This is a genomic window from Nonomuraea sp. NPDC049421, from assembly GCF_040677005.1.
Taxonomy (GTDB): domain Bacteria; phylum Actinomycetota; class Actinomycetes; order Streptosporangiales; family Streptosporangiaceae; genus Nonomuraea; species Nonomuraea salmonea.
In genome coordinates this window covers 151,018-176,471 of the sequence record NZ_JBFAQA010000008.1, presented here as the reverse complement: position 1 = coordinate 176,471, position 25,454 = coordinate 151,018, and the positions used below count along the sequence as shown (strand labels likewise).

Below are 25,454 nucleotides of genomic sequence, written 5' to 3'. Positions count from 1 at the left end.
ACGGGGCACACCACTAACGAGCTGGGAGGTACGGAAAATCAGCAGAGGCCACCGTAGCGTGATCAGCCGCTGGTGCGCCATATGCTCAGCGAAGGTCCGTCACCCGGTATCACGTCGCCGTCGGGCGCGTGGTGGAGGCCGGTGAGGTGCTCGCCGAGGGTGAGCGGCTCGCCCGGCGCCCGCCGTACGCACACCACGATCGACTCCCCGTACGTCTCCCGCGCGAACACCAGGCAGTCGGCGTCGGCGTGCAGCCAGCGCAGGCCGCCGTGCCGCAGGGCGGGCTCGGCCCTGCGCAGCCCGAACAGCTCGCGGTAGGCGGCCAGTGTCGCCTGGTCCCGGTCGCCGGGGCGGTTCCACGGCATGGGGGTGCGGGAGTGCTCGCCGTTGACGCCGGTCAGGCCGAACTCGCTGCCCGCGAAGATCATCGGCGTGCCCGGCAGCGTGGCCTGCAGTCCGGCGGCCACCAGGTGGCGCTCGCGCGAGCCGGTGACCGTGCGCACGCGGGGCGAGTCGTGGGAGTCGAGCAGCTGCCAGGAGTGCACGTACGAGCGCCACGACATGTGCGCGGCGAACGACCGGAACGTGGCCAGCGTGGCCGGGCCGTCGCGCTCGGGGATGCCGCCCGGCACGCCGAGGAAGTGCTCCAGATCCGTCTCGGGGCCGCGCAGCCAGGCCCAGACCGGGCGGGTGAAGCCGCCGTAGTTCATGGTGCCGTGCCAGCCGTCGCGGTCGAGGTCGGGCGAGGCGTCGTGGTTGTGCTCGGCGATGAGCGCGGCGCCGGGGCCGAGCTCGGCCCGCAGCAGGGCGGCGACCTCGTGCAGGTGGTCGTCGGCCGCGCGGCGGCCGGTCATGTTGGCGACGTCGACCCGCCAGCCGTCGAGCGGGCCGAGCCACCGCTTCAGCACCGCCGTCATCCGTTCCCGCACCAGCTCGCTGCCCCAGTTGAGCTTGGGCAGCGTCTTGACGCCCCACCAGGACTCGTAGTCGCCGGTGGTGGGGTCGAAGTAGAACATCTCGCGCTCGGGGGCGCGCACGTCGGAGACGGCCGTGGTGAACCACTCGTGGGCGTCGCCGCAGTGGTTGGTGGTGATGTCGCTGATGAGCCGCATGCCGCGCGCGTGCAGCGCGCCCGACAGGCGGTGCAGCGCGGCGTCGCCGCCGAGCAGCGGGTCCACGTGCTCGAAGGTCGAGGCGTCGTAGCGGTGGTTGGAGCGGGCGGGGAAGAACGGCGTGAGGTAGACGGTGTCGGCGCCGAGTCCGCTGATGTGGTCGAGGCGCCGGGTGACGCCGTCGAGGTCGCCGCCGTAGAACTGGGTGGAGGTGCCGGGGCCGCTGGGGATGACGGGGTCGCGGTCCCAGTCGCGGGGCAGCGCCCAGCCGGGCGGCTCCTGCATGGCGCCGGAGCGGTCGAAGCGGTCGGGAAAAATCTGGTAGACGATCGCGCCGGCCAGCCACGACGGCGGCGGCTCGTGGCAGACGAGCCGGAAGTCGCCCGCGTCGGTGAGGTCGTGCGCGGCGAGCCCGGCCGCGGTCAGCCATTTCTGGCCCGTACGGGTGTGCAGCAGGAAGCGGTACGGGGTGACCGGGTTGACCGCGGTGATCTCGGCCCGCCACCACACGTCGGTGCGGCCGTAGCCGCCCGCGCCCCGGCGCGCGGGGTCCACGCGGGCCTCGGCGTAGCGGGGCTCGCCGTCGTGCACGGCGCGGACGTGCACGCCGGCGACCCCGGCGGCCAGCGGCGCGCGCAGCCAGAGCGTGACCCGCGCGCCGAGCCCGGGTCGCTGGTCGGAGACGTAGAGGGCGGACCCGTCGTGGTGAGGCTCCCCGAGGTGACGCACTGTGCTCATCTATCCCTTGACGGCGCCGGCGGTCAGGCCGGAGACGATGTACTTCTGCAACCACAGGAACACGCCGACCGTGGGCACGGCGGTGATCAGCGTGGCCGCGGCGAACATGCCGAAGTTCGTGTTCCGGTGATCCCCCGCGATCATGCCGTACATGCCGACCGCGAGCGTCTTGCTCTCCGGATCGCGCAGGAACACGCTCGCCATCAGGAACTCGCTCATCGTGCCGATGAACGCGAGCAGCGCGGTGACCGCGAGGATCGGCGTGACCAGCGGCATGATGATGCGCCAGAAGATCTGGGCGTGGGTGGCGCCGTCCATGGTGGCGGCCTCGTCCAGCTCCTTGGGGACGGTGTCGAGGAAGCCCTTCATCAGCCAGGTGTTCACGCCGAGCGCGCCGCCGAGGTAGAGCAGCAGCAGGCCCCACACGGTGTCGAAGCCGAAGGCCGGGTACAGCTCGGTCACCCTGGTGAAGATCATGAAGATCGTCACGATGGCCAGGAACTGCGGGAACATCTGGATGAGCAGCAGCGCCAGCAGCCCGGTCCTGCGGCCGGCGAAGCGCATGCGGCTGAAGGCGTACGCGGCCATCATCGACAGCACCAGGCTGGCGAACGACGAGGCGAGCGCGATGAACACCGAGTTGAAGAACCAGCGTTTGAAGGGGTAGGCGTCGGAGGTCAGCAGGTTCCCGAAGTTGTCCAGGCTTGCCCCGGTGGGGAGCAGCTCGGTCGAGGCCAGCGTGCCCAGCGGGTTGATCGCGGCCGAGAACACGAACAGGATCGGGAACACCGCGAACGCGCACACGGCCAGCACGAAGACGTGCCGCAGGGCGAGCTTCACGCGTAGACCTCCTCCTGCTTGCGGGTACGCCGGAAGGCCACGGCCGAGATGACGGCCACGATGGCGAAGATGAACACCGAGATCGCCGCCGCGAAGCCGAACTGCGCGCCGCTCGGCCCGAACGCCAGCCTGAAGGTGTAGGTGATGAGCAGGTCGGTGCCGCCGACCTGCGGGTTCTCCGCCGGGAACGGCCCGCCGTCGGTGGTCAGGGCGATGACGTTGAAGTTGTTGAAGTTGAAGGCGAACGACGAGATCAGCAGCGGCGTGAGCGCGATGAGCAGCAGCGGCAGCGTGACCCGGCGGAACGCCTTCCACGGGGTGGCGCCGTCGATCGCGGCGGCCTCGGTCAGCTCGCGCGGGATGGCCTGCAGCGCGCCGGTGGTGACGAGGAACATGTACGGGAAGCCGAGCCACAGGTTGACCAGCACGACGCCGAGCCGGGCGGTCCCCGTCTGGCCCAGCCAGTCGATCTCGGCCCCGAGCAGCTGGTTGATCAGGCCGAAGTCGCGGTTGAACATGTCGCGCCAGACCATCAGCATCGCGAAGGCGGGCATCGCGTACGGCAGGATCAGCACGATCCGGTAGATCTTGGTGCCGCGCATGCGCGGGTGGTGCAGCGCCAGGGCGACCGACATGCCGAGCGCGAACGTGCCGAGCACCGAGGCGAGGGCGAAGACGAGGTTCCAGCCCAGCACGCCGGCGAAATAGCCGGAGATGGTGGGGTTGGTGAGCACCCGCAGGAAGTTGTCCAGGCCGACGTTGACCTGCCAGCCCTGGGCCAGGTGCTCGCCCTCGGCGTTGACGAAGTAGCCCTGCGACTCGTCGGCCGTCCAGGGGCCGCCGTCGCCGCGTACGCAGTCGCAGGCGGCGTCGTACACCAGGGCGGCCTTGCCCTCGACGGCGCGGCTGAGCCCGTTCGCCTTGATGAGGCTGTCACCGGTGGGCACGGCCAGCGCCGTGATCTCGGGCCCGCGCGCGGCGGCCTCGGGCGCCCTGAGCACGGTGAGCCCCGGCGCGGCGAGCACCTTGCCGGCCACGCCGAGCCGCGCGCCGGCCAGCGGTTCGACGCCGGTCTGCGTGCCCAGCGAGACCTGCTTGGTGTCCGGGTCCACGAGCAGGAACACCAGCTCCTCGCCGCGCAGGGCGACGGTGAGCGTGTACTCCGGCGAGCCTGGCGCCTGGCGGACCGAGCCGGTCTGGACGGCCTCGATGGCGGCGGCCTTGTCGCCGCGGTGCCCGTCACCGAAGTTCGTGAACGCCGTGGTCACCGTGAAGAGCACGGGGAACACCTGGAAGGCGAGGAGGAAGACGGTGCCGGGGATGAGGTACTTGGCCGGGATGAAGCGCCGGGTCAGATAGAGGTAGGCGATGACCGCGGTGGCGGCGCCGAGCAGTGTCAGTGACACCCATGACCCGGCGGCCACCAGCGGCGGCACGGCGTAGAGCAGGATCGCGCCGGCCACGGCCAGCACCGCGATCCTGCTCACCACGAACGCCGTGCTCCGCTCCCCGCGCGGCCGTGCCGCCGCGCGCACGTGCGAAGGCATGAGCGGTCAGTTCTTGAGCGCGCCGTCGATGGCCTTCTGCGCCGACGCGGCGGCCTTGGCCGCGTCGCCGCCCTTGACCACGGCCGTCTCGGCGATGCCGAACGGCTCCCAGATGGCGGCCATCGCGGGGATGGCGGGCATCGGCAGGCCGTCCTTGCCGGCCTCCATGAACTTGGCGGCGTCGGGGTCGCTCGCCTGGACCTCCTCCAGCGCTGCGGTCAGCGCAGGAGGCCTGGGGTCGGCCTCGTACAGCGCCTTGGCGACGTCCTTGCTGGTCACGTAGTTGGCGACGAACTCCTGCGCCAGCGCCTTGCTCTTGCCCTTCGACGCGACGAAGAAGCTCTGCACGCCCACGAACGGGGTGGCCGGCTGCCCGCCCTCGAACGGCGGGACGGCGCTGATGTCGTACGTGACGCCGCCCTTCTTGATCTCGCTGATGGCCCACGGACCGGAGACGAGGAAGGCGCACTTGCCGGAGGCGAAGGTCGGGATGTAGTTCTCGTTGGTCAGGGACGTGCGCAGCGCGCCCTCGCCCTTCTCACCGAGGTCCTTCAGCTTGCCGAACGCCTTGACCGAGCCCTCCGAGCCGAGCAGCACCTGCTTGGGGTCGGGGTCGCCGGAGGCGGTCGTGCCGAACAGCGCGCCGCCGCCCGAGGCGAAGATCGGGTAGACGTGGAAGGCGTCGCCCTTCTGGCCGACCGGCAGGCAGAGCACCTCCTTGACCTTGCCGTCCTTCTTGAGCTCCTTGCCCTTGGCGATCATGTCCTCGATCGTCGCGGGGGCGTCGGGGGCGAGGTCGGTGTTGCGGATCAGGGCGATGTTCTCCACCGCGTACGGGGCTCCGTAGATCTGCCCGTCGAAGGTGACCGCCTGGATCGCCTTCGGGGAGAAGGCGGCCTTCTGCTCCTCGGTGAGCGTGACCGGGTCGATGGCGCCGTTCTGCACGAGGTTGCCGATCCAGTCGTGCGCGCCGATCATGATGTCCGGGCCGCTGCCCTGCTGCGAGGCCGTCAGGAAGGTCGTCTGGTTGTCCTTGCTGATCTCCTTGACCTCGACGGTCACGCCGTTCTCGGTGCCGAACTGCTCGGCGAACGGCTTGAGCGGCTCGACCCTGCTGGGGTCGGCCCAGATCACGAGCGTGCCGCCCGCACCCGCGGGGGCCGAAGAAGGCGCGGACGACGGCGCCGCCGTACCGTCGGCGGGGGTCTGCGGCGACGATCCGCCGCACGCGGTCGCCGCGAACGCGAGAGTCGCGAGAGCTGCCACACCCAGAGCCCGGATGTGCATGGGGGGACCTCCTGAGGTCACGGAGGAACGGCGATGCGTCGTTGCACCGCCGCCGAGATTGGCTCGACGTTTCCGGGACGTTAGCCGCTCTTTGCAAAAAGTGGAAGAACTTGCGCAAGAGCGTTACCTGATCAACACCCGCGCCGTCGGTCCTGACCTGCCCCACACCTGGCCACCACGCTGCAGGATGGGACTGCAAGTTTCCGAAACTTGCACTTGACCTCATCCCACGAATCGGACATCCTTCACCAGAACCACACCGATATCCGGATCATCCGGGAAGGACGCACATGCTCGGCAACGACGACTGGTGGCGGGACGCCGTCGTGTACCAGGTCTACCCCCGAAGCTTCGCCGACGCCGACGGTGACGGCGTCGGGGACCTCGCGGGCGTCCGCGAGCGCCTCGACTACCTGGCGGAGCTGGGCGTGGACGCCATCTGGCTGAGCCCGTTCTACACCTCCCCGATGGCCGACGGCGGCTACGACGTCGCCGACTACCGCGACGTGGACCCGATGTTCGGCACGCTCGCCGACTTCGACGCGCTGACGGCCGACGCGCACGCCAAGGGCATCAGGGTCATCGTGGACCTGGTCCCCAACCACTCCTCCGACCAGCACCCCTGGTTCAAGGCCGGGCTGCGCGACCGCTACATCTTCCGCGACGCGCCCAACGACTGGGAGTCGATCTTCGGCGGGCCCGCATGGACGCAGGTCGAGGACGGCTCGTGGTACCTCCACCTGTTCGCGCCCGAGCAGCCCGACCTCAACTGGGAGAACCCCGAGGTACGCGCCGAGTTCCGCGACATCCTGCGCTTCTGGCTCGACCGGGGCGTGGACGGCTTCCGCATCGACGTGGCGCACGGCATGATCAAGGCCGCCGGCCTGCCCGACGTGGGCAAGAAGGACGGCCCGCAGGCCGAGATGCTGGGCGACGAGCAGGTGCCGTACTTCGACCAGGACGGCGTGCACGACATCTACCGCGAGTGGCGGCCGATCCTCGACTCCTACCCCGGCGGGCGCATGGCGGTGGCCGAGGCGTGGGTGTCCTCCCCCGAGCGGCTGGCCCGTTACGTCGGGCCCGACGAGCTGCACCAGGCGTTCAACTTCGAGTTCATGATGGCCGACTTCCACGCCAAGTCGTTCCGTTCCGTCATCGAGAAGTCGCTCGCCGAGGCCGAGCTGGTCGGCGCGCCCACCACCTGGGTGCTGTCCAACCACGACAAGCCGCGCCACGTCACCCGGCACGGCTCGCTCGCCCGCGCCCGCGCGGCCACCCTGCTCATGCTGGCGCTGCCCGGCTCCGCCTACCTCTACAACGGCGAGGAGCTGGGCCTGCCCGAGGTGCTCGACCTGCCGGACGAGCTGCGCCAGGACCCGGCGTTCCTGCGGCGCGGCGAGAGCCGCGACGGCTGCCGGGTGCCGCTGCCGTGGACCTCGTCGGAAGGGCTCGGCTGGCGGAACCCGTGGCTGCCGATCCCGGGCGAGTGGGCGGCGCTGTCGGCCGAGGCGCAGCACGACGACCCCGCCTCGACCCTGAACCTCTACCGCGCCGCCCTGCGGCTGCGCAGGCAGCACCCGGCGCTCGGCGGCGGCACGCTGACCTGGCTCGACTCGCCCGAGGACGTGCTGGTCATCGAGCGCGAGCCCGGCCTGGTCGTGGTGCTCAACACCGGCGACGAGCCGGTGCGCCCCGGCATCGCGGGCGAGGTGCTGCTGTCCAGTGGCCCGCTGGCGGAGGACGGCGCCGTCCCGCCGGACACCACGGTGTGGCTGCAGCGCTGAGGCTTGCCTAATCTTTTCCCTTATCCGGTATATAAGCGACAAAACACTGCAATCACGCTCGGTAGCCTCGGGGGATGGCACCCTGGTGGGCCAGGTCCCTGCGCGGACGCGTCACTCTCATCGCGACGGCCGTAGCCGCCCTCGTGCTGATCCCTGTGGCCGTCGCGGGGATCATGGTCGCGAGGACCCTCGTGAGCGCGAGCGTCTTCAACGACACGAGGAACACCGCCGAACGCATCGCCTCCGAGATGCGCGGCGGTGTTCTGCCGCTGGGCGCCGCCATCCCGGTGCCCGACCCGTCCGTGGACCTGATCCAGGTGGTGAGCGCCGACGGGCGGCTGCTGGGGGCCAGCGACGGGGCCAGGGCGCTGCCGCTGCTCGATGACGTCAGGCCCACGGACGCCGGCCAGGTCATCAACACCACGACCTGCCTGCCCACCGAATGCGTCCACGTGTCGGCGGTGCGGGTGTCGATGTTCCCCGACTCCCCCATCGTCTATGCCGGACGCAGCTCGCCCGACGTGCTGCAGACCCACACGCTGGAGATCGTCGTGTTCATCGAGGTCGCCATGCTCATCGCCCTGGCGGGCTGGTCCACCTGGCTGGTCACCGGGCGGGCGCTGCGGCCCGTCGGCACCATGCGCGCCGAGCTGGACGCCGTGCACGCCGGCGACCTGAGCCGCCGCGTCACCCAGCCGCCGGGCGACGACGAGGTGGCCCTGCTCGCCCGCTCCGTCAACGGCACTTTGGCCCGGCTGGAACGCTCGGCCGAGCAGCAGCGCCAGTTCGCCTCCGACGCCTCCCACGAGCTGCGCACCCCGATCGCCGGGCTGCGCGCCCAGCTGGAGAGCGCCCAGCTCTATCCGGACGACACCGACATGGAGGCGCTGGTCGAAAGCGCGCTGCGCGACACCGACCGGCTGGAGACCATCATCACCGACCTGCTGCTGCTGGCCAGGATCGGCTCCCGGGTGGACATCGTCAAGGAACGCCTCGACCTCGCCTGCCTGGTACGGCAGGAGCTGGCCACCCGCAACGACAAGATCCCCGTGCAGGTGGACCTGACGGAGGGCGCGTACGTGGAGGGCGTGCGGACGCAGCTCGCCAGGGCGCTGACGAACCTGCTGGACAACGCCCAGCGCTACGCCGAGCAGACCGTCCTGGTCACCGTGCACCCGGAGCCGGTCAGGACGGCCAACGGCTCCGACAACTGCGCCCTGGTGGTGCTGACCGTGGAGAACGACGGCATCGAGATCCCCCTGCACGACCGCGAGCGCATCTTCGAGCGCTTCACCCGCCTCGACACCGCCCGCAGCCGCGACACGGGCGGCGCCGGGCTGGGGCTGGCCATCGCGCGCGACGTGGCCGTCGCGCACGGCGGCACGATCTGCGTCGAGGACCGCCCGGGCGGCGCCCGCTTCGTGCTGCGCCTGCCGTCCGCATGACCGGACCGGCAGGCGGGGACGTCACACCGGCGTCTCCCGTCCGCATGACAGGGGCGGGGACGTCACGCCGGCGCCTCCCGGCCGCGCGGGCGGCGGGAGGCGCCGACGGCGCGTCGTCAGGCGGTCGAGAGCTCCTTGGCGGGCTCGCGGCCATCCGGGTCGCCCTCGGAGCCGCCGTCGTCCAGGAGCGTGGCCTCGTCGAACGGGGCCTGCCCGGCCAGCACCTGTCCCGCGCGTTCCCTGTCGAACTCGCCGGTCCAGGTGCCGACGAGCACGGCGGCCACGGCGTTGCCGGCGAAGTTCGTCAGCGCCCTGGCCTCCGACATGAACCGGTCGATGCCGACGATGAGGCCGACGCCGTCCACCAGCTCGGGCCGATGCGCCTGCAGGCCGCCGGCCAGCGTGGCGAGGCCCGCGCCGGTGACGCCCGCCGCGCCCTTGGACGCGATCATCATGAACAGCAGCAGCGTGACCTGCTCACCGAACCCGAGCGGCGACCCGGTGGCCGTGGCGATGAACAGGGTGGCCATGGTGAGGTAGATCGCGGTGCCGTCGAGGTTGAAGGAGTAGCCGGTCGGCACGGTGATGCCGGCCACGGTCTTGCTGACGCCGAGGTGCTCCATCTTGGCGATGAGCCGGGGCAGCGCCGTCTCCGACGACGAGGTGGACAGGATCAGCAGGAACTCCCTGCCGAGGTAGCGCAGCAGCGACCACAGGTTGATCCTGGCGACCAGCCACAGGATCGTGCCGAGCACGACGCCGACGAACAGCGCGCAGGTCACGTAGAAGGCGATCATGATGATGGCCAGGCTCTTGAGCGCTTCAAGGCCGGTGTCGCCGACGACGGCCGCGATCGCGCCGAACGCGCCCACCGGAGCCGCCCACATGATCATGGCGAGGATGCGGAAGACCAGCCGCTGGAAGTGCTCGATGCCGCGCAGGATCGGCTCGCCCCTGCGGCCCATGGCCTGCAGCGCGAACCCGGCGAGCAGCGCCACCAGCAACGCCTGGAGCACCGAGCCCTCGGTGAGCGCCGACACCAGCGTCTTGGGGATGATGCCGAGCAGGAAGTCCACCATGCTCGCGTCGGCGCCCTTGGCCGCCTCCGCCTCGGCCCTCTCCCTGGCCGCGTCGGTGAGCTGCAGGCCGGAGCCGGGGTCGATGACGTTGCCGACGGCCAGGCCGATGATCAGCGCGACCGTGGACATGGCGATGAAGTAGCCGAGCGCGAGCCCGCCGACCTTGCCGACCTGGGCGGCCTGGCGTACCGAGCCGATGCCCAGCACGATCGTGCAGAAGATGACGGGCCCGATCACCATCTGGATGAGCGAGACGAACCCCGTGCCGATGGGTTTCAGCTGGACGGCGAGGTCGGGCCAGATGAAGCCGACGAGGATCCCGAGCAGGACCGCCACGATGACGGCCAGGTAGAGATAACGGGTGCGATCGCGCATAGGGGGGTTCTCCGGCGGTTTTGGAACGAGCTTCTGTCCGTGCGACTATGCGCTGCACAAGTGATGCAGGTCACCATTGCGTAAGTTTCGTTCACGGGGAGGGTGGGACATGCGGCGCTGGAGCCTGGCCGGGCAGATGCTGGTGCTGCAGCTGCTCGTGGTGATCGTCACGGCGGCGGGCGGCGCGACGCTCGCGCTGGTGCAGGCCCACCGGCTGCTCACCGATGAGGCGGGCAGCACGGCGAAGGCGGTGGCGGTGAGCGTGGCGGCCTCGCCCGACGTGCTGACCGCGCTCGACGAGCGCGACCCGACGGCGCGGCTGCAGCCGTACGCCGAGCGCGTCCGCACGGCGACGGAGGTCGACTTCATCACGATCATGCGCCCCGACGGCACCCGCTACACCCATCCCAACCCGGCGGAGATCGGCGGGCGCTTCCTCGGCCACATCGAGCCCGCGCTGCGCGGCGAGACGTTCACCGAGACCTACACCGGCACGCTGGGCCCCTCGAAGCGGGCGGTGACGCCGGTGATGGCCGGCGGCCGGGTGCGGGCCCTGGTCAGCGCCGGCATCACCATCGACCGCATCGACGCCAGGCTGCGCGACCAGCTCGCCTGGGGCGGCCTCATCGTGGCGCTCGCGCTCGGCCTGGGCGCGGCGGGCACGTGGCTGGTGACCGCGCGGCTGCGCCGCCAGACGCACGGACTCGGCCCGGTCGAGCTGGGCCGCATCCACGAGCACCACGACGCCGTGCTGCACGCGGTCAGGGAGGGCCTGCTGCTGGTCGGCAGGGACGGCACGCTGACGCTGTGCAACGACGCGGCCAGGCAGCTGCTCGGCCTGCCCGCCGACGCCGAGGGGCGGCACGTCGCCGAGCTGGGCCTGGCGGAGCTGCTGACGGACGACGAGGAGCGCGTGCACCTGGCCGGTGACCGGGTGCTCGCGGTCAACAGCGCGGCCAGCAGGCTCGGCACGGTCGTCACCGTACGCGACCACACCGAGCTGCAGGCGCTGACCGGCCAGCTCGACGCCGAGCGCGGCTTCGCCGACTCGCTGCGCTCGGCCGCGCACGAGGCGGCCAACCGGCTGCACACCGTGATCACGCTGGTGGAGCTGGGCCGCACCGAGCAGGCGGTGGCGCTGGGCACGGCGGAGCTGCGGGCCGCGCAGGAGCTGACCGACCGGGTGGTGGGCGCGGTGCGCGAGCCCGTGCTGGCGGCACTGCTGCTGGGCAAGAGCGCGGAGGCGGCCGAGCGCGGCGCCGAGCTGGTGATCAGCGCCGACAGTGAGCTGGACGACCTGGGCCTCGACCCGCGCGACCTGGTCACGATCGTCGGCAACCTCATCGACAACGCCGTGGACGCGGCGAGCCGGGTGGAGGTGCATCTCAGCGGCGACGAGCGGGGCGTGCTCATCAGGGTGGCCGACGACGGTCCAGGGCTGACCGGCCGGGCCGCGTTCGAGAAGGGCTGGACCACCAAGGGCGACGGCCACGGGCTCGGCCTGGCGCTGGTGGGCCAGGCGGTGCGGCGCCTCGGCGGCACGATCGACGTGGCCGGCTCGGTCTTCACCGTACGGCTGCCGGCGCCGAGGCGGGAGCCGGTGCCGTGACGACGCCGGAACCCGGGCTCATCTCCGTGCTCGTGGTCGAGGACGAGGAGATCACCGCCGAGGCCAACCGCATCTACGTCGAGCGGGTGCCCGGCTTCGGGGTGGCCGGGGTGGTCAGGTCGGGCGGCGAGGCGCTGCGCTTCCTGCGCCGCAGGCCGGTCGACCTGATCCTGCTCGACCTCTACCTGCCCGACATGCACGGCCTCGAGGTGTGCCGGGCGGTGCGGGCGGGCGGCCTGCTGTGCGACGTGATCGCGGTGACGTCCGCGCGCGACCTCACCATGGTCCGCTCGGCGGTGTCGCTGGGCATCGTGCAGTATCTGCTCAAGCCGTTCACGTTCGCCGCCCTGTCCGAGAGGCTGACCCGCTACGCCCGCTTCAAGGAGGAGGCCGGGCTGGCGGTCGGGCAGGGCGACGTGGACCGCGTGCTGGGCACGCTGCGCGGCTCGTCCGCCGAGCTGCCCAAGGGCATGGCGCAGGACACTCTCGACGCGGTGGCCGCGCAACTGCGCGCCCAGGCGGGCGGGGTGGGCGCGCAGGCCGTGGCGGACGCGATCGGGGTGTCCAGGGTGACCGCGCGGCGCTACCTCGAATACCTGGTGGAGCTGGGCGTGGCGGCCCGCGTCCCGCAGTACGGCGGCGTGGGCAGGCCAGAGTTGCTCTACCGGATCCCCACGCAGAGTTCAGGACGGTGACGCCGCCCGTTCAATCCGGCCTTCTAGCTTCTGGGTGCAATCCGATGCACTGAGGAGTCATCTTGCGAGTCCTGGCCGTAGTTCCCGCCCGCGGAGGTTCGGCGGGCGTACCCCTGAAGAACCTCGCCCTGGTCGGGGGCGTCCCGCTGGTCACCAGGGCGGTGCGGGCCTGCCTGCGCGCCGAGTCGATCGACCAGGTGGTGGTGAGCACCGACCACGAGGGGATCGCCGAGACCGCCCGCCAGGCGGGGGCGGTCGTGGTGGAGCGGCCCGCCGAGCTGAGCGGCGCCGCCGCCTCCAGCGAGTCGGCGGTGCTGCACGCGCTCGACGCGCTCGGCGCCGAGCCCGAGGTGGTGGTGCTCGTGCAGTGCACGAGCGCGTTCATCGACCCCGCCGACCTGTCGGCGGCGGTGCGCAGGGTGCTGGACGGCGAGGCCGACTCGGTCGTGTCCGGGCTGCCCACGCACGAGTTCCTGTGGACGGCCGCGGGCTCCGGCGTCAACCACGACCCGGCCGTACGGCCGCGCCGGCAGGACCGCGAGCCGCAGTTCCGCGAGAACGGCGCCTTCTACGTCATGCGCACCGCCGGCCTGCGCGAGCACGGCCACCGCTTCTTCGGCACCGTCGCCGTGCAGCCGGTGCCGGCCCGGCACGCCATCGAGATCGACGAGCCCGAGGACCTGGAGCTGGTCCGCGCGCTCGCGCCGTTCATCGACCGGCCCGAGCCGATCGACGTGGACTGCGTCATCACCGACTTCGACGGCGTGCACACCGACGACCGCGCCTACGTCGACTCCGACGGCCGCGAGATGGTGCTGGTCAGCCGCTCCGACGGGATGGGCGTCTCGCTGCTGAAGCGGTCGGGGGTGAAGGTGCTGGTCATGTCCACCGAACAGAACCCGGTCGTGGCCGCCCGCGCCCGCAAGCTGGGCGTGCCGGTGCTGCAGGGCCTGGCCGACAAGCGCACGGTGCTGCGCGACTGGCTGAACATCGAGGGCCTCGACCCGGCGCGGGTGGCGTACGTCGGCAACGATGTCAACGACCTCGGCCCGATGGCGGAGGTCGGCTGGCCGATCGCCACGCCCGACGCGCACCCGAGGGTGCGTGCCGCCGCCCGCGTCGTGCTGACCAGGCCCGGCGGGTCGGGCGCGGTGCGCGAGCTGTGCGACAGGGTGGTGGCCGCCCGGCCTGAGCCGCCCGCCGCCGAGGCGCGCGTCCGTCCGCACTTCGGTCCCGTCGCGATCGGGGACGTGCTGGTCGGCGACGGCGAGCCGGTGTACGTGATCGGCGAGATCGGCATCAACCACAACGGCGACATCGACCTGGCCAGGCGGCTCATCGACGTGGCCGCCGACGCCGGGTGCCAGGCGGTCAAGTTCCAGAAGCGCACCCCGGCGATCTGCGTGCCCGAGGAGCAGAAGGGGCAGCTCCGGCAGACGCCGTGGGGCGAGATGACGTACCTGGAGTACAAGGAACGCACCGAGTTCGGGCGCGACGAGTACGCGCAGATCGCGAAGCACTGCGCCGAGCGGGGGCTGCACTGGTTCGCCTCGCCGTGGGACGTGCCGTCGGTGGAGTTCCTGGAGGAGATGGACGTCCTGGTGCACAAGGTGGCCTCGGCGGGCGTGGCCGACCACGAGCTGCTGCGGGCGCTCGCGGCCACCGGCAAGCCGGTCATCCTGTCGACCGGCATGTCCACGCTGGCGGAGATCGACGCGGCCGTGGAGATCCTCGGCACCGAGAAGCTGATCATGATGCACGCGACGTCCACGTACCCGCTGCCGCCCGAGGAGGCGAACCTGCGCACGATCACCACGCTCAAGGAGCGCTACGGCGTGCCGGTCGGCTACTCGGGGCACGAGCGCGGCCTGCAGATCTCGCTGGCGGCGGTCACGCTGGGCGCGGTCTGCGTGGAGCGGCACATCACGCTCGACCGGACGATGTGGGGCTCCGACCACGCCGCCTCGCTGGAGCCGGCCGGGCTGGAGCACCTGGTCCGCGACATCCGCATCATCGAGCAGGCCATGGGCGACGGCGTCAAGCGCGTCTTCCCCGGCGAGGAGGCCCCCAAGGCCCGCCTCCGCCGCGTAACCGTCTGACCCGGCGCCGTCTGACCCGGCGCCGTCCGAAACGGGTGCCGTCCGAAACGGGTGCCGTCTGCGACGGGTGCCGTCTCAGGCCCTGAACCGACGGCCACCCCCTCCCATCCCCCAGGAGACCAGCCGCTTTGATCACGCTCTCGGTCGTCGTGCCGGTGCGGGACGGTGAGCGCTTCATCGCCGACGCGCTCACCTCCCTGTGCCGCAACGCCGCACCCGGCTTCGAGTTCATCGTCGTGGACGACGGCTCCGTGGACGCCACGGCGGACATCGTCGCCGGCTTCGCCGGCGACCTGCCGGGCCTGACCGTGCTGCGCAACCCGGAGCCGCTGGGCCTGGCGGACGCGCGCAACACGGGCCTGACGGCGGCGACAGGCCGGTACGTCACGTTCATGGACGGCGACGACTGGCTGGCCCCCGGCCACCTGGCCCGGCTCGTCGCCGCGATCGACGGGCTCGGCTGCGACTTCGTCCGCACCGACCACGTGCAGGCGGAGGGCCGCAAGCGGGTCGTGCACCGCGCCCCGCTGGCGCGGCGGGGCGCGGTGCTCGACCCCCGCGAGGCGATCCTGCCCGCGGGGGTGCGCACGATGGTCGACTACCCGTACGCCTGGGCGGGCGTCTACCGGCGCTCGCTGGGCGACCTGCTGCACTTCCCCGGCTCGCTGCACACCGCGGAGGACCGGCCGTGGATCTGGCGGCTGCACCGCGAGGCCGCCTCGTTCGCGGTGGTGCCGCTGGCCGGCCTGTTCTACCGGCGCCTGGTGCCGGGCTCGCTCACGCAGGTGGGCGACGAGCGCCAGCTGCACTTCTTCGACGCCTTCGAGCTGGTGCTGAAGGACCTGGAGCCGGAGTTCCTGCCCAAGGCGGTGCGCAACTTCTGCGCGCTGCTGGCCCACCACCTGAACATCGGCGACCGGTTCACGCCCGAGCTGCGCGCCCGCTTCGAGGAGCGCGGCAGGGACATGCTGCGCACGCTGCCGCAGGAGCAGGTGTCCGAGGCGCTGGCGGGCATGCCGGCCGAGCGCGAGGCCGCCCTGCGGGCCCTGCTGCCCGATCTGGCGCCCGGAACGCGTTTCCGGGTCAGCCGCGACCACGAGGAGCTGTGACGTGCGGGTCTTCTACGCCTCGACGCTGTTCGGCGCCATGTCGCTGGCGGCGGCCATCGACGACGGCCGCTTCGGCGACGGCCGCAGGCTGCTGATCGTCTCCACGAACGCGGCCGTGCCCGAGGTGGCGACGCCGCTGGACGAGACGCCCGGCTTCGCCGCCTTGCGCTCCCGCTTCGACGAGGTGCGCTCGTGGAACGAGCTGATCGCGCCGCTGCACCCGTCGGACTGGCGGGCCCGCGTCATCGAGGTGCCGATGCTGGAGCGCCTCATCCGCGCCCACTGGGGCCTGGACGGCGTGGCGGAGCTGGTGCTGGAGTCGATCGCGGTGCCGCCCGCGCGGACGATCGCCGGGCTGGTGCGCGACTGCCCGATCACCGTCTACTCCGACGGGCTGATGAGCTACGGCCCCACCCGCGACCCGCTGCCCGCCGAGATCTTCCGCCGCGTCACCCGGCTGCTCCACCTCGACCTGGTGCCGGGCCTGACGCCGCTGCTGCTCAGCGAGTACGGCGTCGCCCCCGAGACCCTGCCCGCCGAGCGTTTCCTCGCGATCGTGGACGAGGTCGCCGCCGCCACCCCGCCCCCGCCGGCAGGCCGGGCGGTCGTCCTCGGCCAGTACCTGTCGGCGCTGGAGATCGTCACGCCCGAGGAGGAGGCCGCGCTGCACGAGACGATGCTGAAGGCGCTGGCCGCCCGCGGCCACACCTCCGTCCTCTTCAAGCCGCACCCGGCCGCCGGGCGCCGGCACGCCCAGCTGCTGCGGGCCGCCGCGGGACCGGCGGGCGTGCGGCTGGAGGTGGCCGGGGAGAGCGTGCCGGCCGAGGCGTGCTTCGCGGCGCTGCGGCCCGAGCTCGTCGTGGGCTGCTTCTCCACGGCCCTGGTGACCGCGTGGCGCTATTACGGGCTGCCGGTGGCCTCGTACGGCACGGAGCTGGTCCTGGAGCGGCTGACCCCGTACGAGAACAGCAACCGCGTGCCCGCCACCATCGTGGACGCGCTGCTGCCGCGCCTGTCGGCGGACGGCGGCGTCGAGCAGCCGCCGGAGACGGACCTGCCGGCGCTGGTGCGCGCGGTGGGCTACTGCATGCAGGCCGACGCCTACCCCGGGCTGCGCCCCGAGGGCGTCGCGTTCGACCCGCGCTACTTCAAGCGCCGCCGCCTGGAGGCCCTCGGCCTGGCCGGACCGCCGCCCGCGGCGGCCCGGCCCGGCACGCTCACCCGCATCCGCAGGAAAATCAGGTCAGCGCTCTGAGGTAGCGGCGCACGCGGCGCTTGGCGCGGTACCCCACCCGCAGCATCTTGGGCGGCACCTCCACGCGGAGCCTCGCCCTGCGCCGCGCCGCCGCGTGCTCGGGCCCGTCGAGCAGCGACCGCGCGGGCGTGTCGGGCCCCGCCTCCACGAGGCCGGCCAGCCGCCCGGCCCAGTCGTCGCGCTCGGCGGGGTGGAAGTAGTTGGCCGCGCACCAGGTGGGCGACGCCGTATGGAAGCCGCCTTCGGCCAGCTCGTCCAGCGTGCCCAGCAGGTCGCTGCCCTCGAACACCAGGTTGATCATCTCGGCGCTGACCCCGAAGTCGCGCAGCACCAGCGACGGCACCCCCATCGCGATGGCCTCCAGCGCCGCCGTCGAGCTGACCGTGACGAACCCGGCCGCCCGCTCCAGCTGCTCCCGCATCGGCCCGGCCGCGAACGTCAGCCGTCCCGGCTCCCCCATCTCGCGCCACAACCGCTGGTACGGCAGCCGCTCGTTGTGCGTCTGCCGCTCGCCGTCGAGGGCGCGCAGCTTGACCACGACCTCCAGGTCGGGCCGGTCGGCCGCCAGCGCGGCCAGCGACAGCAGGATCTGCTCGCGCTGCCGCCGCTCGCGCGGCACCTTGGCCTGAGTGGCGAACACCACCCGGTCGCCGCCGCCGGCGCCCCGCTGGGGCCGCAGGAAGGGCAGCCTGGCCAGGCCCACCGCGCCACCGCCGCCGAGCCGGCCGGCGATCGCGGTGAACTCGGCCACCTCGCGCTCGCTGTGCACCACGAACAGGTCGCAGCCGCTGCGGAACGTCCACGCCTTCTCCGTGGCGGGCACGGAGATGCCGGGCAGGCCGGAGACGAAGACGGGCCGGGGCCGCAGGCCGTCGAGCACCTCGGCGACCAGCACGTCCACCACCGGGCCCGTACAAGCCACCAGGATCGCGTCGGGCCTGGTGCGCTCGGCCAGCCGCCGCAGCGACCGCGCCGACAGCACCGGCGGCACGGCCCGCTCCCCCACGGCGGCGGCGATCTGCTCAGGCGAGGGCGCGATCGGCGTGCGGACCACGACCAGGTCGGTCACGCACCCGGGAGGCAGGTCGTCGAGCAGGCAGGCCGCCCATTTCAGATACGAGTCGGAGTCGGCGACGGCCAGCACTCTCACCCGGGAACTCCTGTCAAATGCGAGCGCAGGGCGGGCACCGCCCTGCTGGTCCACCAGTCATCGGGTACGTCCACGGGCTCGACGGCGACGCCGCGCGGCCCGAGCAGCACGCGCAGCGACGTGATCGCGGTCGAGGGCAGGCTGAGCACGCGCTGGTCCGCGTCGAGGCCGCGCAGCGTCAGCTCGGCCGGCACGCCGCCGTCGTGGACGGTGATGCCGGGACGCTCCCGGATCAGCGCGACGTCCACGGGGTCCTCGCGGCGGTGCGGGTAGTAGGCGAGCGGCTCGCGCGCGGCCAGGTCGGTCAGCCAGCGCAGGTAGTGGTCGCGGCGGATGAGACCGTTGCGGACGAGCGAGGTGCCGAGCACGACCGTACGCTCGGCGGGGCCCTCGGAGCTGGGCGGCTGCGCGCGCAGCCAGGCGAAGTCGTGGCGGACGAGATGCACCCCTGCTTCCCGTACGGCTTCGGCGAGCCGGTCGTCCACGGGCAGCGCGGTGAAGACCGACACCTCGCTCAGCCGCAGCCGCAGCGCCGCGGCCAGGCCGAGCACCGCACGCAGCCGTCCCCCTTCGGCGCGGGCCCGCAGCAGCGGCCGGTACGGCCCGGCGGCCAGTAGTTCGAGCAGCCGCAGCGTGGCCAGCCCGTCGTCCACCACGACGACGCGTCCCGGCCTGGACAGCAGCCAGCGCAGCTGCACCCGTCCCGAGAAGGCGTCGCCCACCGCCAGCGCGCGGCGCGGCATGCGCTCGCGCGGCTCGGCCAGCTCCAGCCCGCCGGGCAGCGCCATCGAGCGCAGCTCGCGCCGGGTGGCCTTGAGCGGGCGCAGGCCGGCGCGCGGCACGACCGCCGTGGCCGGGCCGAGCAGCCCGGCGTGGTGGGCCTCGACGGCGCACAGCATCTGGAGCGGTGACTCCACCCAGGCCGACGCCTGTTCGACCACTCCTGCCCTCCCAGGTGATGGGCCGTTCACGACCGCTTCAAGCTAGCCCGCCCGGCTTAAGCCGCCAGGAACGCGGCGTGAACAATGGAGGGTATGAACTCGCTCATGCTCAACACGGACGGCGTGCAGATCCCGCAGCTCGGTTATGGCGTCTGGCAGGTACCTGCCGAGGAGGCCGAGCAGGCGGTCACGACCGCGTTCAAGGCCGGCTACCGGCACATCGACACGGCCGCCGCCTACGGCAACGAGGAGGGCGTGGGCCGGGCGGTGCGCAACAGCGGGCTGCCCAGGGAGAAGGTGTTCGTCACGACCAAGCTGGCCAACGGCGAGCACGCCCGCGCCGAGGCCGCCTTCGACGAGTCGCTGGCCCGGCTCGGCCTCGACTACGTCGACCTCTACCTCATCCACTGGCCGATGCCGCGGCAGGACAAGTACGTGCAGGCGTGGAAGGCCATGGAGAAGATCTACCGGGACGGCCGGGCCAAGGCCATCGGCGTCTCCAACTTCACCGTCGAGACGCTCACCAGGCTCATGGACGAGGCCGACATCGTCCCCGCCATCAACCAGATCGAGCTCCACCCCTACTTCCAGCAGCGGCAGATGCGCGAGTTCCACGAGGCCAACGGCATCCTCACCGAGGCGTGGAGCCCGCTGGGGCAGGGCAGGGGGCTGCTCGACGACCCGGCGCTGCGGGTGCTGGCCGACAAGCACCGCAAGACGCCGGCGCAGATCGTGCTGCGCTGGCACCTGCAGCTCCGGAACGTGGTGATCCCGAAGTCGGTGACGCCGGCGCGGATCGCCGAGAACATCGACGTCTTCGACTTCATCCTGGACGCCGAGGACCTCGCGGCCATCGGGGCGCTCAGCCGGGGGCAGCGGCTCGGGCCCGACCCCGACTCGTTCGAGTGACGGATGTGACAAAACGACATTCCTGATATTTCCGGCACTACCGACATAAGCCCATATTTGCCTTCCGTATACGATCGCCGGCGTGCGAGATTTCACTTGGGGAATAGCCGCCACCGGCGGCATCGCCCGTACCGTGGGTGCGGCGATCGTGGCGGAGCCCGGCATGCGGGTGGCCGCCGTAGGAAGCAGGAACCTGGCCAGGGCGCAGGCCCTGGCGTCGACCTTGGGCGCCGAGTCGGCGTACGGGTCCTATGAGGAGCTGTGCGCCGACCCGGCGGTGGACGCGATCTACGTGGCCACCCCGCACGCCCAGCACCTGCAGGTCGCCGCGGCCGCCATCGCGGCGGGCAAGGCGGTGCTGTGCGAGAAGCCGCTGGCCGCGACCGTGGACGACGCGGAGAAGATGGTGCGGCTGGCCCGCGAGGCCGGGGTCTTCCTGATGGAGGCCATGTGGATGCGGTTCAACCCGCTCATCAGGCGCATCAAGGAGGATCCGCGCTTCGGGGAGATCCGGTCGGTGCAGGCGAGCTTCGGCTTCGCCCATCCGTACGACCCGGCGCACCGCCTGTGGGCTCCGGAGCTGGGCGGCGGCGCCCTGCTCGACCTGGGGATCTACCCGTTCGGGCTGGCCCAGTTCATCCTGGGCATGCCCACCGACCTGCACGTCACCGGCTCCCTGGCCCCGAACGGCGTTGACGCGGAGGCGGCCGGCGTCTTGCGTTACCCCGGCGGGCGGCACGCTCTCGTGGCCACCTCATTGCTCGGGAATTACCCGAACGGGGCCAGTGTTGTAGGTACCCAGATGCGGGCGGACATCCAGGCACCGTTCTGGGCACCGCAGCGGATCGTGCTCTCCGGGCCGGCGATGGAGCCGGAAGAGCACGTGCTCGACCCGGCCGACAACGGTTACGCCGGAGAGCTCCGCGAAGTCCGCGCCGCCACGGCCGAAGGCAGGACCGAATCCTCGATCATGCCGCTTGACGAATCCCTTGCCATGATGGGGCTTCTGGCCGAGGCGCGCAGTCAGCTCGGCTGACTTTACTTTTATGGATTTGTAATCCTCTTGCCTCATGTATTACCTTATGGGCATCTTGAGGCATACGTCCGGTTTGTCCGGCTATGTCAGACCATCGCACGACACATCACAGGATCGTCCTGTGACCGCTGAATCCGCCACGTGCGGAACCGGGGACCCATGTCCTTTGGGGTGAATCGGCACTTCGGTGCCGTAGGGCAGCTTCCACGCCCGAACCCGTCAGCTAACCCGGTAAGCGGCATGGAAGCAAGGAGTAACCCCCTCGATGGCCAAGCATCGTCTTACCGCTGTCTCGAAGAGCACCATCGCCCGCGCCGTCCTCGGCGCCGGCGTCCTGGCCTCGGCCTTCGGCGTCCCCGCCGCGGCCCACGCCGACACCTCCACCGCGGTCGCCGCGGCCACCGCCGCGAAGCACCCGGCCAGCGCGCTCGCCGCCCACAAGGCGGGCGAGCGTGACGAAACCAAGATCACCGCCACCGCCGACCAGGTCCTGGCCGTAGCCAGGGCGCAGGTGGGCGTCTCGGAGAACGCCAGCGGCGGCGGGACCAAGTTCCAGCAGTGGTACGCCAACTCGCAGCGTGCCGCCGAGACCGTCGCCCGTGACGGCGGCAGCCGCAACGCCTACCTGAACGCCGCCTGGTGCTCGATGTTCGTGTCCTGGGTCGGCGAGCAGACCGGCGCCCGCCCGCAGGTCGGCTGGGACGCCTGGACCGTCGCCCACGCCAAGTGGTTCGCCGCCAACGAGCGCTTCGGCCACGAGGCCAAGCCGGGTGCCGTGGTGTTCTTCTCCTGGAAGGGCGGCAAGTCCCTGAGCGACATCCAGCACGTGGGCTTCGTCGTCAAGGACAACCACGACGGCACCATCTCCACCGTCGAGGGCAACACCGGCAACGGCAAGGTCGAAGAGCGGGTCCGGCCGAAGTCGCAGGTCGTCGGCTACGGCTACCCCGAGTACGCCGGCTGACCTTCCCTCGCGTCCCTCTTCGTGACAGCGGAACGCGCGCCCCTTCCCGGGGCGCGCGTTCGTCATGTCAGGAGGTCGGCGTACGGCCCCGGGAGCTCGCTGAGCTCGTCATGGGTGCCGCACTGCACGATCCGGCCTTCGCCGAGCACGACGATCAGGTCCGCCATCCGCACCGTGGGGAAGCGGTGGGTGATCAGCAGCGTGACGGCTCCCGGACGGCTCCTGGCCGCCTCGGCGTAGCGGGCGAAGACCGCGCTCTCGGCCGGTGCGTCCAGCGCGGCGGTCGGCTCGTCCAGCACCAGCAGCAACGGCTCCGTCCGCATCGACCCGCGGGCCAGGGCCAGCCGCTGCCACTGCCCGCCGGAGAGCCGTACGCCGTGCTCGAACGTCTCCCCCAGCTCGGTCTCCAGCCCCTGGGGCAGCCCGGCCACCACCTGGCCGGCGTCGGCCAGTTCCAGCGCCCCCGCCACCGCCGCGGGGTCGTGCAGCTTGGGCAGATCCCCCACGCCGACCGTCTCGCCGGCCGTCAGCTCGAAGCGGGCGTGATCCTGGAAGACGGCGCCGACCCTGGCCTGCCACGCGTCCTGCGCGAGGTCGCCGAGCGGACGGCCGTCCACCAGGATCGTGCCGCGCGACGGCCGATGCAGCCCGCACAGCAGCTTCACCAGCGTCGTCTTGCCCGACCCGTGCGTGCCGACCAGCGCGACCGTGGCGCCCGCGGGCAGGTGCAGGTCGAGGTCGTGGAGCACCTCGCGGGACGTCCCCGGGTAGGTGAAGGAGAGCCCGGCCAGCGTGATGCCGCTGCGCAGCGCCGGCGGCGGCGCCGCGGCACCTTGATGCTCATGACGGGCGGCCGCGTAGGCGCGGAGCCAGGCCAGGCGGGTGGCGGCGTGCCGGCCCGCGGCGGCCGAGCCGAGGTGGAAGGCGAGGCGGGCGGCCTGGGTGACGAACTGCACGCCGACCGTGGCCACCAGCACCACGTCACCCGCCGTCGCCTGGCCCCGGCCGGCCAGCCAGGCGGCGTGGGCGAGCGCGGCGACGTATCCCGTGAGGAACGTGGCCGAGCCCGCGAACGTCAGCAGGCCCGCCCGCAGCCGCGCCCGCCCGAGCGCGGCCGACACCGCGTCCCAGTGCCGTCCCGCCATCGCGTCCAGGACCTCTCCGGCACCGCCGAGCCGCAGGTCCTTGGCCGCCCCTGCGGACGTGGCCGTCTCCGACAGGCTCAGCTCCAGCCGGGCGGTCTCGGCGGTGCGAATCGTGGCGGCGTCGATGCGGGCGGCGGCGCGGCCGCGTACCAGGAGTGAGGGCAGCACGGCGGCGCCCAGCAGGAGCGGGAGCAGCGGGTGCACGGCGGCGAGCAGCGCCACGCCCAGCCCGATCTGCAGGCCGTGCTCGGCCACCAGGGCCAGCGCCCACACCGCGAAGTACAGCTCCCTGCTCTCCTCGCGCAGCGTGCGCAGCCTGTCCAGGTACGCGGGCCGTTCCAGGTGCTCGATCGTGGGCAGGCTCGCCGTGAGCGCGAGGATCTCCTCCTGCACCGCCAGCCCCATCCGCTCGGCCAGCTCCTGCATCAGCGCCAGCTCGGCCCGGCCCAGCGCCACCCCTGCCGCCAGCGCCGCCCCCGCTGCCACGGCCTGGACGGCGGCCGGTCCGAGGAGGCCACGCGTGGCGGCGTCGGTCAGTTCCCGCAGGAACACCCCGACCAGGCCGTGGCTGACGGCGCCCGCGAGCAGGAGCCCGGCCAGCACGACCACCGCCCGCCGATCGATGCGCCACGCCACCCGCGCCAACGCCCCCAACGCGGCTCCGGTCATGAGGTGCCTCCGATGGTGAGGGTGGACTGGAGGGTGTACCAGCGGGCGTACCGGCCGCCCAGGGCCATGAGGTGGTCGTGGTCGCCCTCCTCCGCGATGACGCCTCCGTCCAGGACCACGATGCGGTCGGCGCGGCTGACGGTGGCGAAGCGGTGGGAGACGAGCACCAGCGTGCGGCCCCTGGCGTGGTCGAGGAGCCGGTCGAAGACGTCGCGTTCGGCGCGGGCGTCGAGGTGGGCGGTGGGCTCGTCCACGATGAGGACGCGGCGGCCCGAGCGCAGGGCGTACACGGCCCGGGCGAGCGCCACCTTCTGCCACTGACCGCCGGACAGGTCGCGGCCCCCGGTGAAGGCGCGCGACAGGGGCGTGTCGAGGCCGGCGGGGAGCGCGGCCACGAGGTCCAGCGCGTCCACCGCCTCCAGGGCGGCGAGCACGTCGGCATCGGTGCCGTCATAGCCGGCGTCGCCGAGGCGGACGTTGTCGCGCAGCGGCAGCGGGTAACGCGCGAAGTCCTGGAAGACGACGGCGGCGGGGCCGCTGGTGACGGTGCCGCAGGACGGGGTGTAGAGGCCGGTGAGGAGCTTGACCAGGGTGGTCTTGCCGGCGCCGTTCAGCCCGACGATCGCCAGCCGCTCACCCGGGCGGACGCGAAGGGTCAGGTCTTTCAGGAGCGGGCTCGGGCGGCCGGGGTAGGCGAAGGAGACGCCGTCCAGCGCGAGAGCCTTGTCCCCTTTGTCGGCCGTGTCGTCGCTGGACGAGGGTGTGAGAAGGCGGAGGGTGGCCTGGAGGGGGACGGCGCCGTGGCTGATCTCGAACATCTGGTGGCTGCCCGCCCCGTACGCGAAGACCAGCAGCGCCGCCAGCACGCACTGGGCCGGCGCCCCCGCGTCGAGCCGCCCCGCCGCGGTGTGCCAGGCGAGGACGGCGAACGTACCGGAGGCCGAGAGGAGTTGCAGGCCCAGCACCGACGCGTAGCCGCGCACGACGGCCCGCCGCACCAGGGCCTGCGGCGCGAGGTAGGCGCGCATGGCGGCCGAGTAGCGCCCGGTGAAGAACGCCTGCAGCCCGAACACGCGCACCTCCTTGGCCGCGCCGAGCCCGCCCGCGACGTCGGCCAGGTAGTCGGCGCGGCGCCGCAGGAGCGCCTGCGCCGGGCCGCCCGCCAGTGACTCCACTCCCCCGGGCCCGACGAGCATGGCCGCGATGCGCCGGTTCTGGGCCAGGGCGAGCGCGAGGACGAGGGCGGCCGGCCAGCCGATGTGCACGGCCAGGACGGCGGCCCCGAGCAGAGCCGAGACGAGCCGGCCCGCCTCGCCCACCACGGCCACCGCCGCCGTGCCGGGTGTGGCGCCCCGGTGGCCGTGCAGGGCGAGCCGCAGGTCACCCTGCACGTGGGCGGTCTCGAGCCGGGCGAGTGGCATGGCCGCGGCGGCGGCGCGTACCCGGTGGCGCAGCACCCCGTCGATGCGCCGCGCCACGGCGGCGCCTGCGGGCTCCAGCAGCGACGTGCAGAGCTCCTGGGTGAGCAGCACCAGCAGCAGGGTGACGAGCGGGCCCGCGCCGCCGTGGGTGACCAGCCGGCCGAGCGGGAGCGTGCCGACCGGCCCGAGGACGGCCGCGCCCGTGACGGCCGGCGCGTACGCCCCGAGGCGCCGCATCCCGGCCA

At 72.4% G+C, this 25,454-nt stretch carries 19 protein-coding genes and 1 riboswitch; of the genes, 10 read left to right on the top strand and 9 right to left on the bottom strand.

From position 1 onward, the window contains the following. Positions 1-62: 62 nt before the first annotated feature. From AB0K18_RS16275 to AB0K18_RS16260, 4 genes are read right to left on the bottom strand one after another with little or no spacing between them, the layout of a single operon-like run. Positions 63-1,850: a glycoside hydrolase family 13 protein gene (locus tag AB0K18_RS16275; RefSeq protein WP_364914804.1), complete on the bottom strand. Its 1,788-nt coding sequence runs from the start codon at positions 1,848-1,850 to the stop codon at positions 63-65. Further along, positions 1,851-2,690 (bottom strand): sugar ABC transporter permease, encoded by an 840-nt coding sequence (locus AB0K18_RS16270; RefSeq protein WP_364914803.1) that lies wholly within the window; start codon positions 2,688-2,690, stop codon positions 1,851-1,853. It lies immediately after the preceding gene. After that, positions 2,687-4,237 (bottom strand): ABC transporter permease subunit, encoded by a 1,551-nt coding sequence (locus AB0K18_RS16265; protein WP_364914802.1) that lies wholly within the window; start codon positions 4,235-4,237, stop codon positions 2,687-2,689. Before AB0K18_RS16265 ends, AB0K18_RS16270 begins: the two co-directional genes overlap by 4 nt. Positions 4,238-4,243: 6 nt before the next feature. Beyond that, entirely contained in the window at positions 4,244-5,524 is a 1,281-nt protein-coding gene (locus AB0K18_RS16260; protein ID WP_364914801.1) for a maltose ABC transporter substrate-binding protein, read from the bottom strand. 290 nt (positions 5,525-5,814) lie between these two features. Here AB0K18_RS16260 and AB0K18_RS16255 point away from each other — a divergent pair, with 290 nt between their 5' ends. Further along, the gene (locus tag AB0K18_RS16255; protein ID WP_364914800.1) at positions 5,815-7,308 is read left to right on the top strand and encodes a glycoside hydrolase family 13 protein; all 1,494 of its coding nucleotides are present in this window, start codon (positions 5,815-5,817) and stop codon (positions 7,306-7,308) included. A gap of 74 nt (positions 7,309-7,382) precedes the next feature. Further along, positions 7,383-8,753: a HAMP domain-containing sensor histidine kinase gene (locus tag AB0K18_RS16250; protein WP_364914799.1), complete on the top strand. Its 1,371-nt coding sequence runs from the start codon at positions 7,383-7,385 to the stop codon at positions 8,751-8,753. Positions 8,754-8,869: 116 nt separating this feature from the next. Here AB0K18_RS16250 and AB0K18_RS16245 read toward each other — a convergent pair whose 3' ends face one another. Continuing rightward, positions 8,870-10,207, bottom strand: a complete 1,338-nt coding sequence (locus AB0K18_RS16245) for a cation:dicarboxylase symporter family transporter (protein WP_364914798.1) — start codon at positions 10,205-10,207, stop codon at positions 8,870-8,872. 109 nt (positions 10,208-10,316) lie between these two features. Between AB0K18_RS16245 and AB0K18_RS16240 the strand changes: the two genes are divergently transcribed. From AB0K18_RS16240 to AB0K18_RS16220, 5 genes are all read left to right on the top strand, one after another. After that, entirely contained in the window at positions 10,317-11,816 is a 1,500-nt protein-coding gene (locus AB0K18_RS16240; RefSeq protein WP_364914797.1) for a sensor histidine kinase, read from the top strand. Further along, positions 11,813-12,511: a response regulator gene (locus AB0K18_RS16235; protein ID WP_364914796.1), complete on the top strand. Its 699-nt coding sequence runs from the start codon at positions 11,813-11,815 to the stop codon at positions 12,509-12,511. The genes AB0K18_RS16240 and AB0K18_RS16235 overlap by 4 nt, the downstream gene beginning before the upstream one ends. A gap of 62 nt (positions 12,512-12,573) precedes the next feature. After that, positions 12,574-14,610: an N-acetylneuraminate synthase family protein gene (locus AB0K18_RS16230; RefSeq protein WP_364914795.1), complete on the top strand. Its 2,037-nt coding sequence runs from the start codon at positions 12,574-12,576 to the stop codon at positions 14,608-14,610. A gap of 128 nt (positions 14,611-14,738) precedes the next feature. Beyond that, complete coding sequence (locus AB0K18_RS16225; RefSeq protein WP_364914794.1) at positions 14,739-15,719, top strand: glycosyltransferase family 2 protein; 981 nt, start codon at positions 14,739-14,741, stop codon at positions 15,717-15,719. A gap of 1 nt (position 15,720) precedes the next feature. Further along, the gene (locus AB0K18_RS16220) at positions 15,721-16,974 is read left to right on the top strand and encodes a polysialyltransferase family glycosyltransferase (protein WP_364914793.1); all 1,254 of its coding nucleotides are present in this window, start codon (positions 15,721-15,723) and stop codon (positions 16,972-16,974) included. Here AB0K18_RS16220 and AB0K18_RS16215 read toward each other — a convergent pair. After that, positions 16,958-18,124, bottom strand: a complete 1,167-nt coding sequence (locus AB0K18_RS16215; protein WP_364914792.1) for a DUF6716 putative glycosyltransferase — start codon at positions 18,122-18,124, stop codon at positions 16,958-16,960. The two genes, AB0K18_RS16220 and AB0K18_RS16215, sit on opposite strands and share 17 nt — an antisense overlap. Continuing rightward, positions 18,121-19,065 (bottom strand): hypothetical protein, encoded by a 945-nt coding sequence (locus tag AB0K18_RS16210; RefSeq protein ID WP_364914791.1) that lies wholly within the window; start codon positions 19,063-19,065, stop codon positions 18,121-18,123. Before AB0K18_RS16210 ends, AB0K18_RS16215 begins: the two co-directional genes overlap by 4 nt. 93 nt (positions 19,066-19,158) lie before the next feature. Here AB0K18_RS16210 and AB0K18_RS16205 point away from each other — a divergent pair, with 93 nt between their 5' ends. The 3 genes from AB0K18_RS16205 (at position 19,159) to AB0K18_RS16195 (ending at position 21,974) form a co-directional block, all read left to right on the top strand. Continuing rightward, a complete protein-coding gene (locus AB0K18_RS16205; protein WP_364914790.1) occupies positions 19,159-19,974 on the top strand; it encodes an aldo/keto reductase in 816 nt (271 codons plus the stop codon). 82 nt (positions 19,975-20,056) lie between these two features. Further along, complete coding sequence (locus AB0K18_RS16200) at positions 20,057-21,010, top strand: Gfo/Idh/MocA family oxidoreductase (protein ID WP_364914789.1); 954 nt, start codon at positions 20,057-20,059, stop codon at positions 21,008-21,010. A gap of 116 nt (positions 21,011-21,126) precedes the next feature. Further along, a riboswitch (cyclic di-AMP (ydaO/yuaA leader) is annotated at positions 21,127-21,263 on the top strand. Positions 21,264-21,275: 12 nt separating this feature from the next. Further along, positions 21,276-21,974: a CHAP domain-containing protein gene (locus AB0K18_RS16195; protein WP_364914788.1), complete on the top strand. Its 699-nt coding sequence runs from the start codon at positions 21,276-21,278 to the stop codon at positions 21,972-21,974. Positions 21,975-22,036: 62 nt separating this feature from the next. Here the strand turns inward: AB0K18_RS16195 and AB0K18_RS16190 are convergent, their stop codons facing one another. After that, on the bottom strand, positions 22,037-23,788 hold the full coding sequence (locus AB0K18_RS16190) for an ABC transporter ATP-binding protein (protein ID WP_364914787.1): 1,752 nt from the start codon (positions 23,786-23,788) through the stop codon (positions 22,037-22,039). Then, positions 23,785-25,446, bottom strand: a complete 1,662-nt coding sequence (locus tag AB0K18_RS16185) for an ABC transporter ATP-binding protein (RefSeq protein WP_364914786.1) — start codon at positions 25,444-25,446, stop codon at positions 23,785-23,787. The genes AB0K18_RS16190 and AB0K18_RS16185 overlap by 4 nt, the downstream gene beginning before the upstream one ends. Between the last annotated feature and the right edge of the window lie 8 nt (positions 25,447-25,454).

What these genes read in the sequence shown, in the direction of transcription:
- AB0K18_RS16265 (WP_364914802.1), bottom strand. Translation starts at nt 4,237, where the DNA reads ATGCCTTCGCACGTGCGCGCGGCGGCACGGCCGCGCGGGGAGCGGAGC.
- AB0K18_RS16250 (WP_364914799.1), top strand. Translation starts at nt 7,383, where the DNA reads ATGGCACCCTGGTGGGCCAGGTCCCTGCGCGGACGCGTCACTCTCATC.
- AB0K18_RS16275 (WP_364914804.1), bottom strand. Translation starts at nt 1,850, where the DNA reads ATGAGCACAGTGCGTCACCTCGGGGAGCCTCACCACGACGGGTCCGCC.
- AB0K18_RS16205 (WP_364914790.1), top strand. Translation starts at nt 19,159, where the DNA reads ATGAACTCGCTCATGCTCAACACGGACGGCGTGCAGATCCCGCAGCTC.
- AB0K18_RS16195 (WP_364914788.1), top strand. Translation starts at nt 21,276, where the DNA reads ATGGCCAAGCATCGTCTTACCGCTGTCTCGAAGAGCACCATCGCCCGC.
- AB0K18_RS16240 (WP_364914797.1), top strand. Translation starts at nt 10,317, where the DNA reads ATGCGGCGCTGGAGCCTGGCCGGGCAGATGCTGGTGCTGCAGCTGCTC.
- AB0K18_RS16185 (WP_364914786.1), bottom strand. Translation starts at nt 25,446, where the DNA reads ATGCGGCGCCTCGGGGCGTACGCGCCGGCCGTCACGGGCGCGGCCGTC.
- AB0K18_RS16190 (WP_364914787.1), bottom strand. Translation starts at nt 23,788, where the DNA reads ATGACCGGAGCCGCGTTGGGGGCGTTGGCGCGGGTGGCGTGGCGCATC.
- AB0K18_RS16245 (WP_364914798.1), bottom strand. Translation starts at nt 10,207, where the DNA reads ATGCGCGATCGCACCCGTTATCTCTACCTGGCCGTCATCGTGGCGGTC.
- AB0K18_RS16260 (WP_364914801.1), bottom strand. Translation starts at nt 5,524, where the DNA reads ATGCACATCCGGGCTCTGGGTGTGGCAGCTCTCGCGACTCTCGCGTTC.
- AB0K18_RS16255 (WP_364914800.1), top strand. Translation starts at nt 5,815, where the DNA reads ATGCTCGGCAACGACGACTGGTGGCGGGACGCCGTCGTGTACCAGGTC.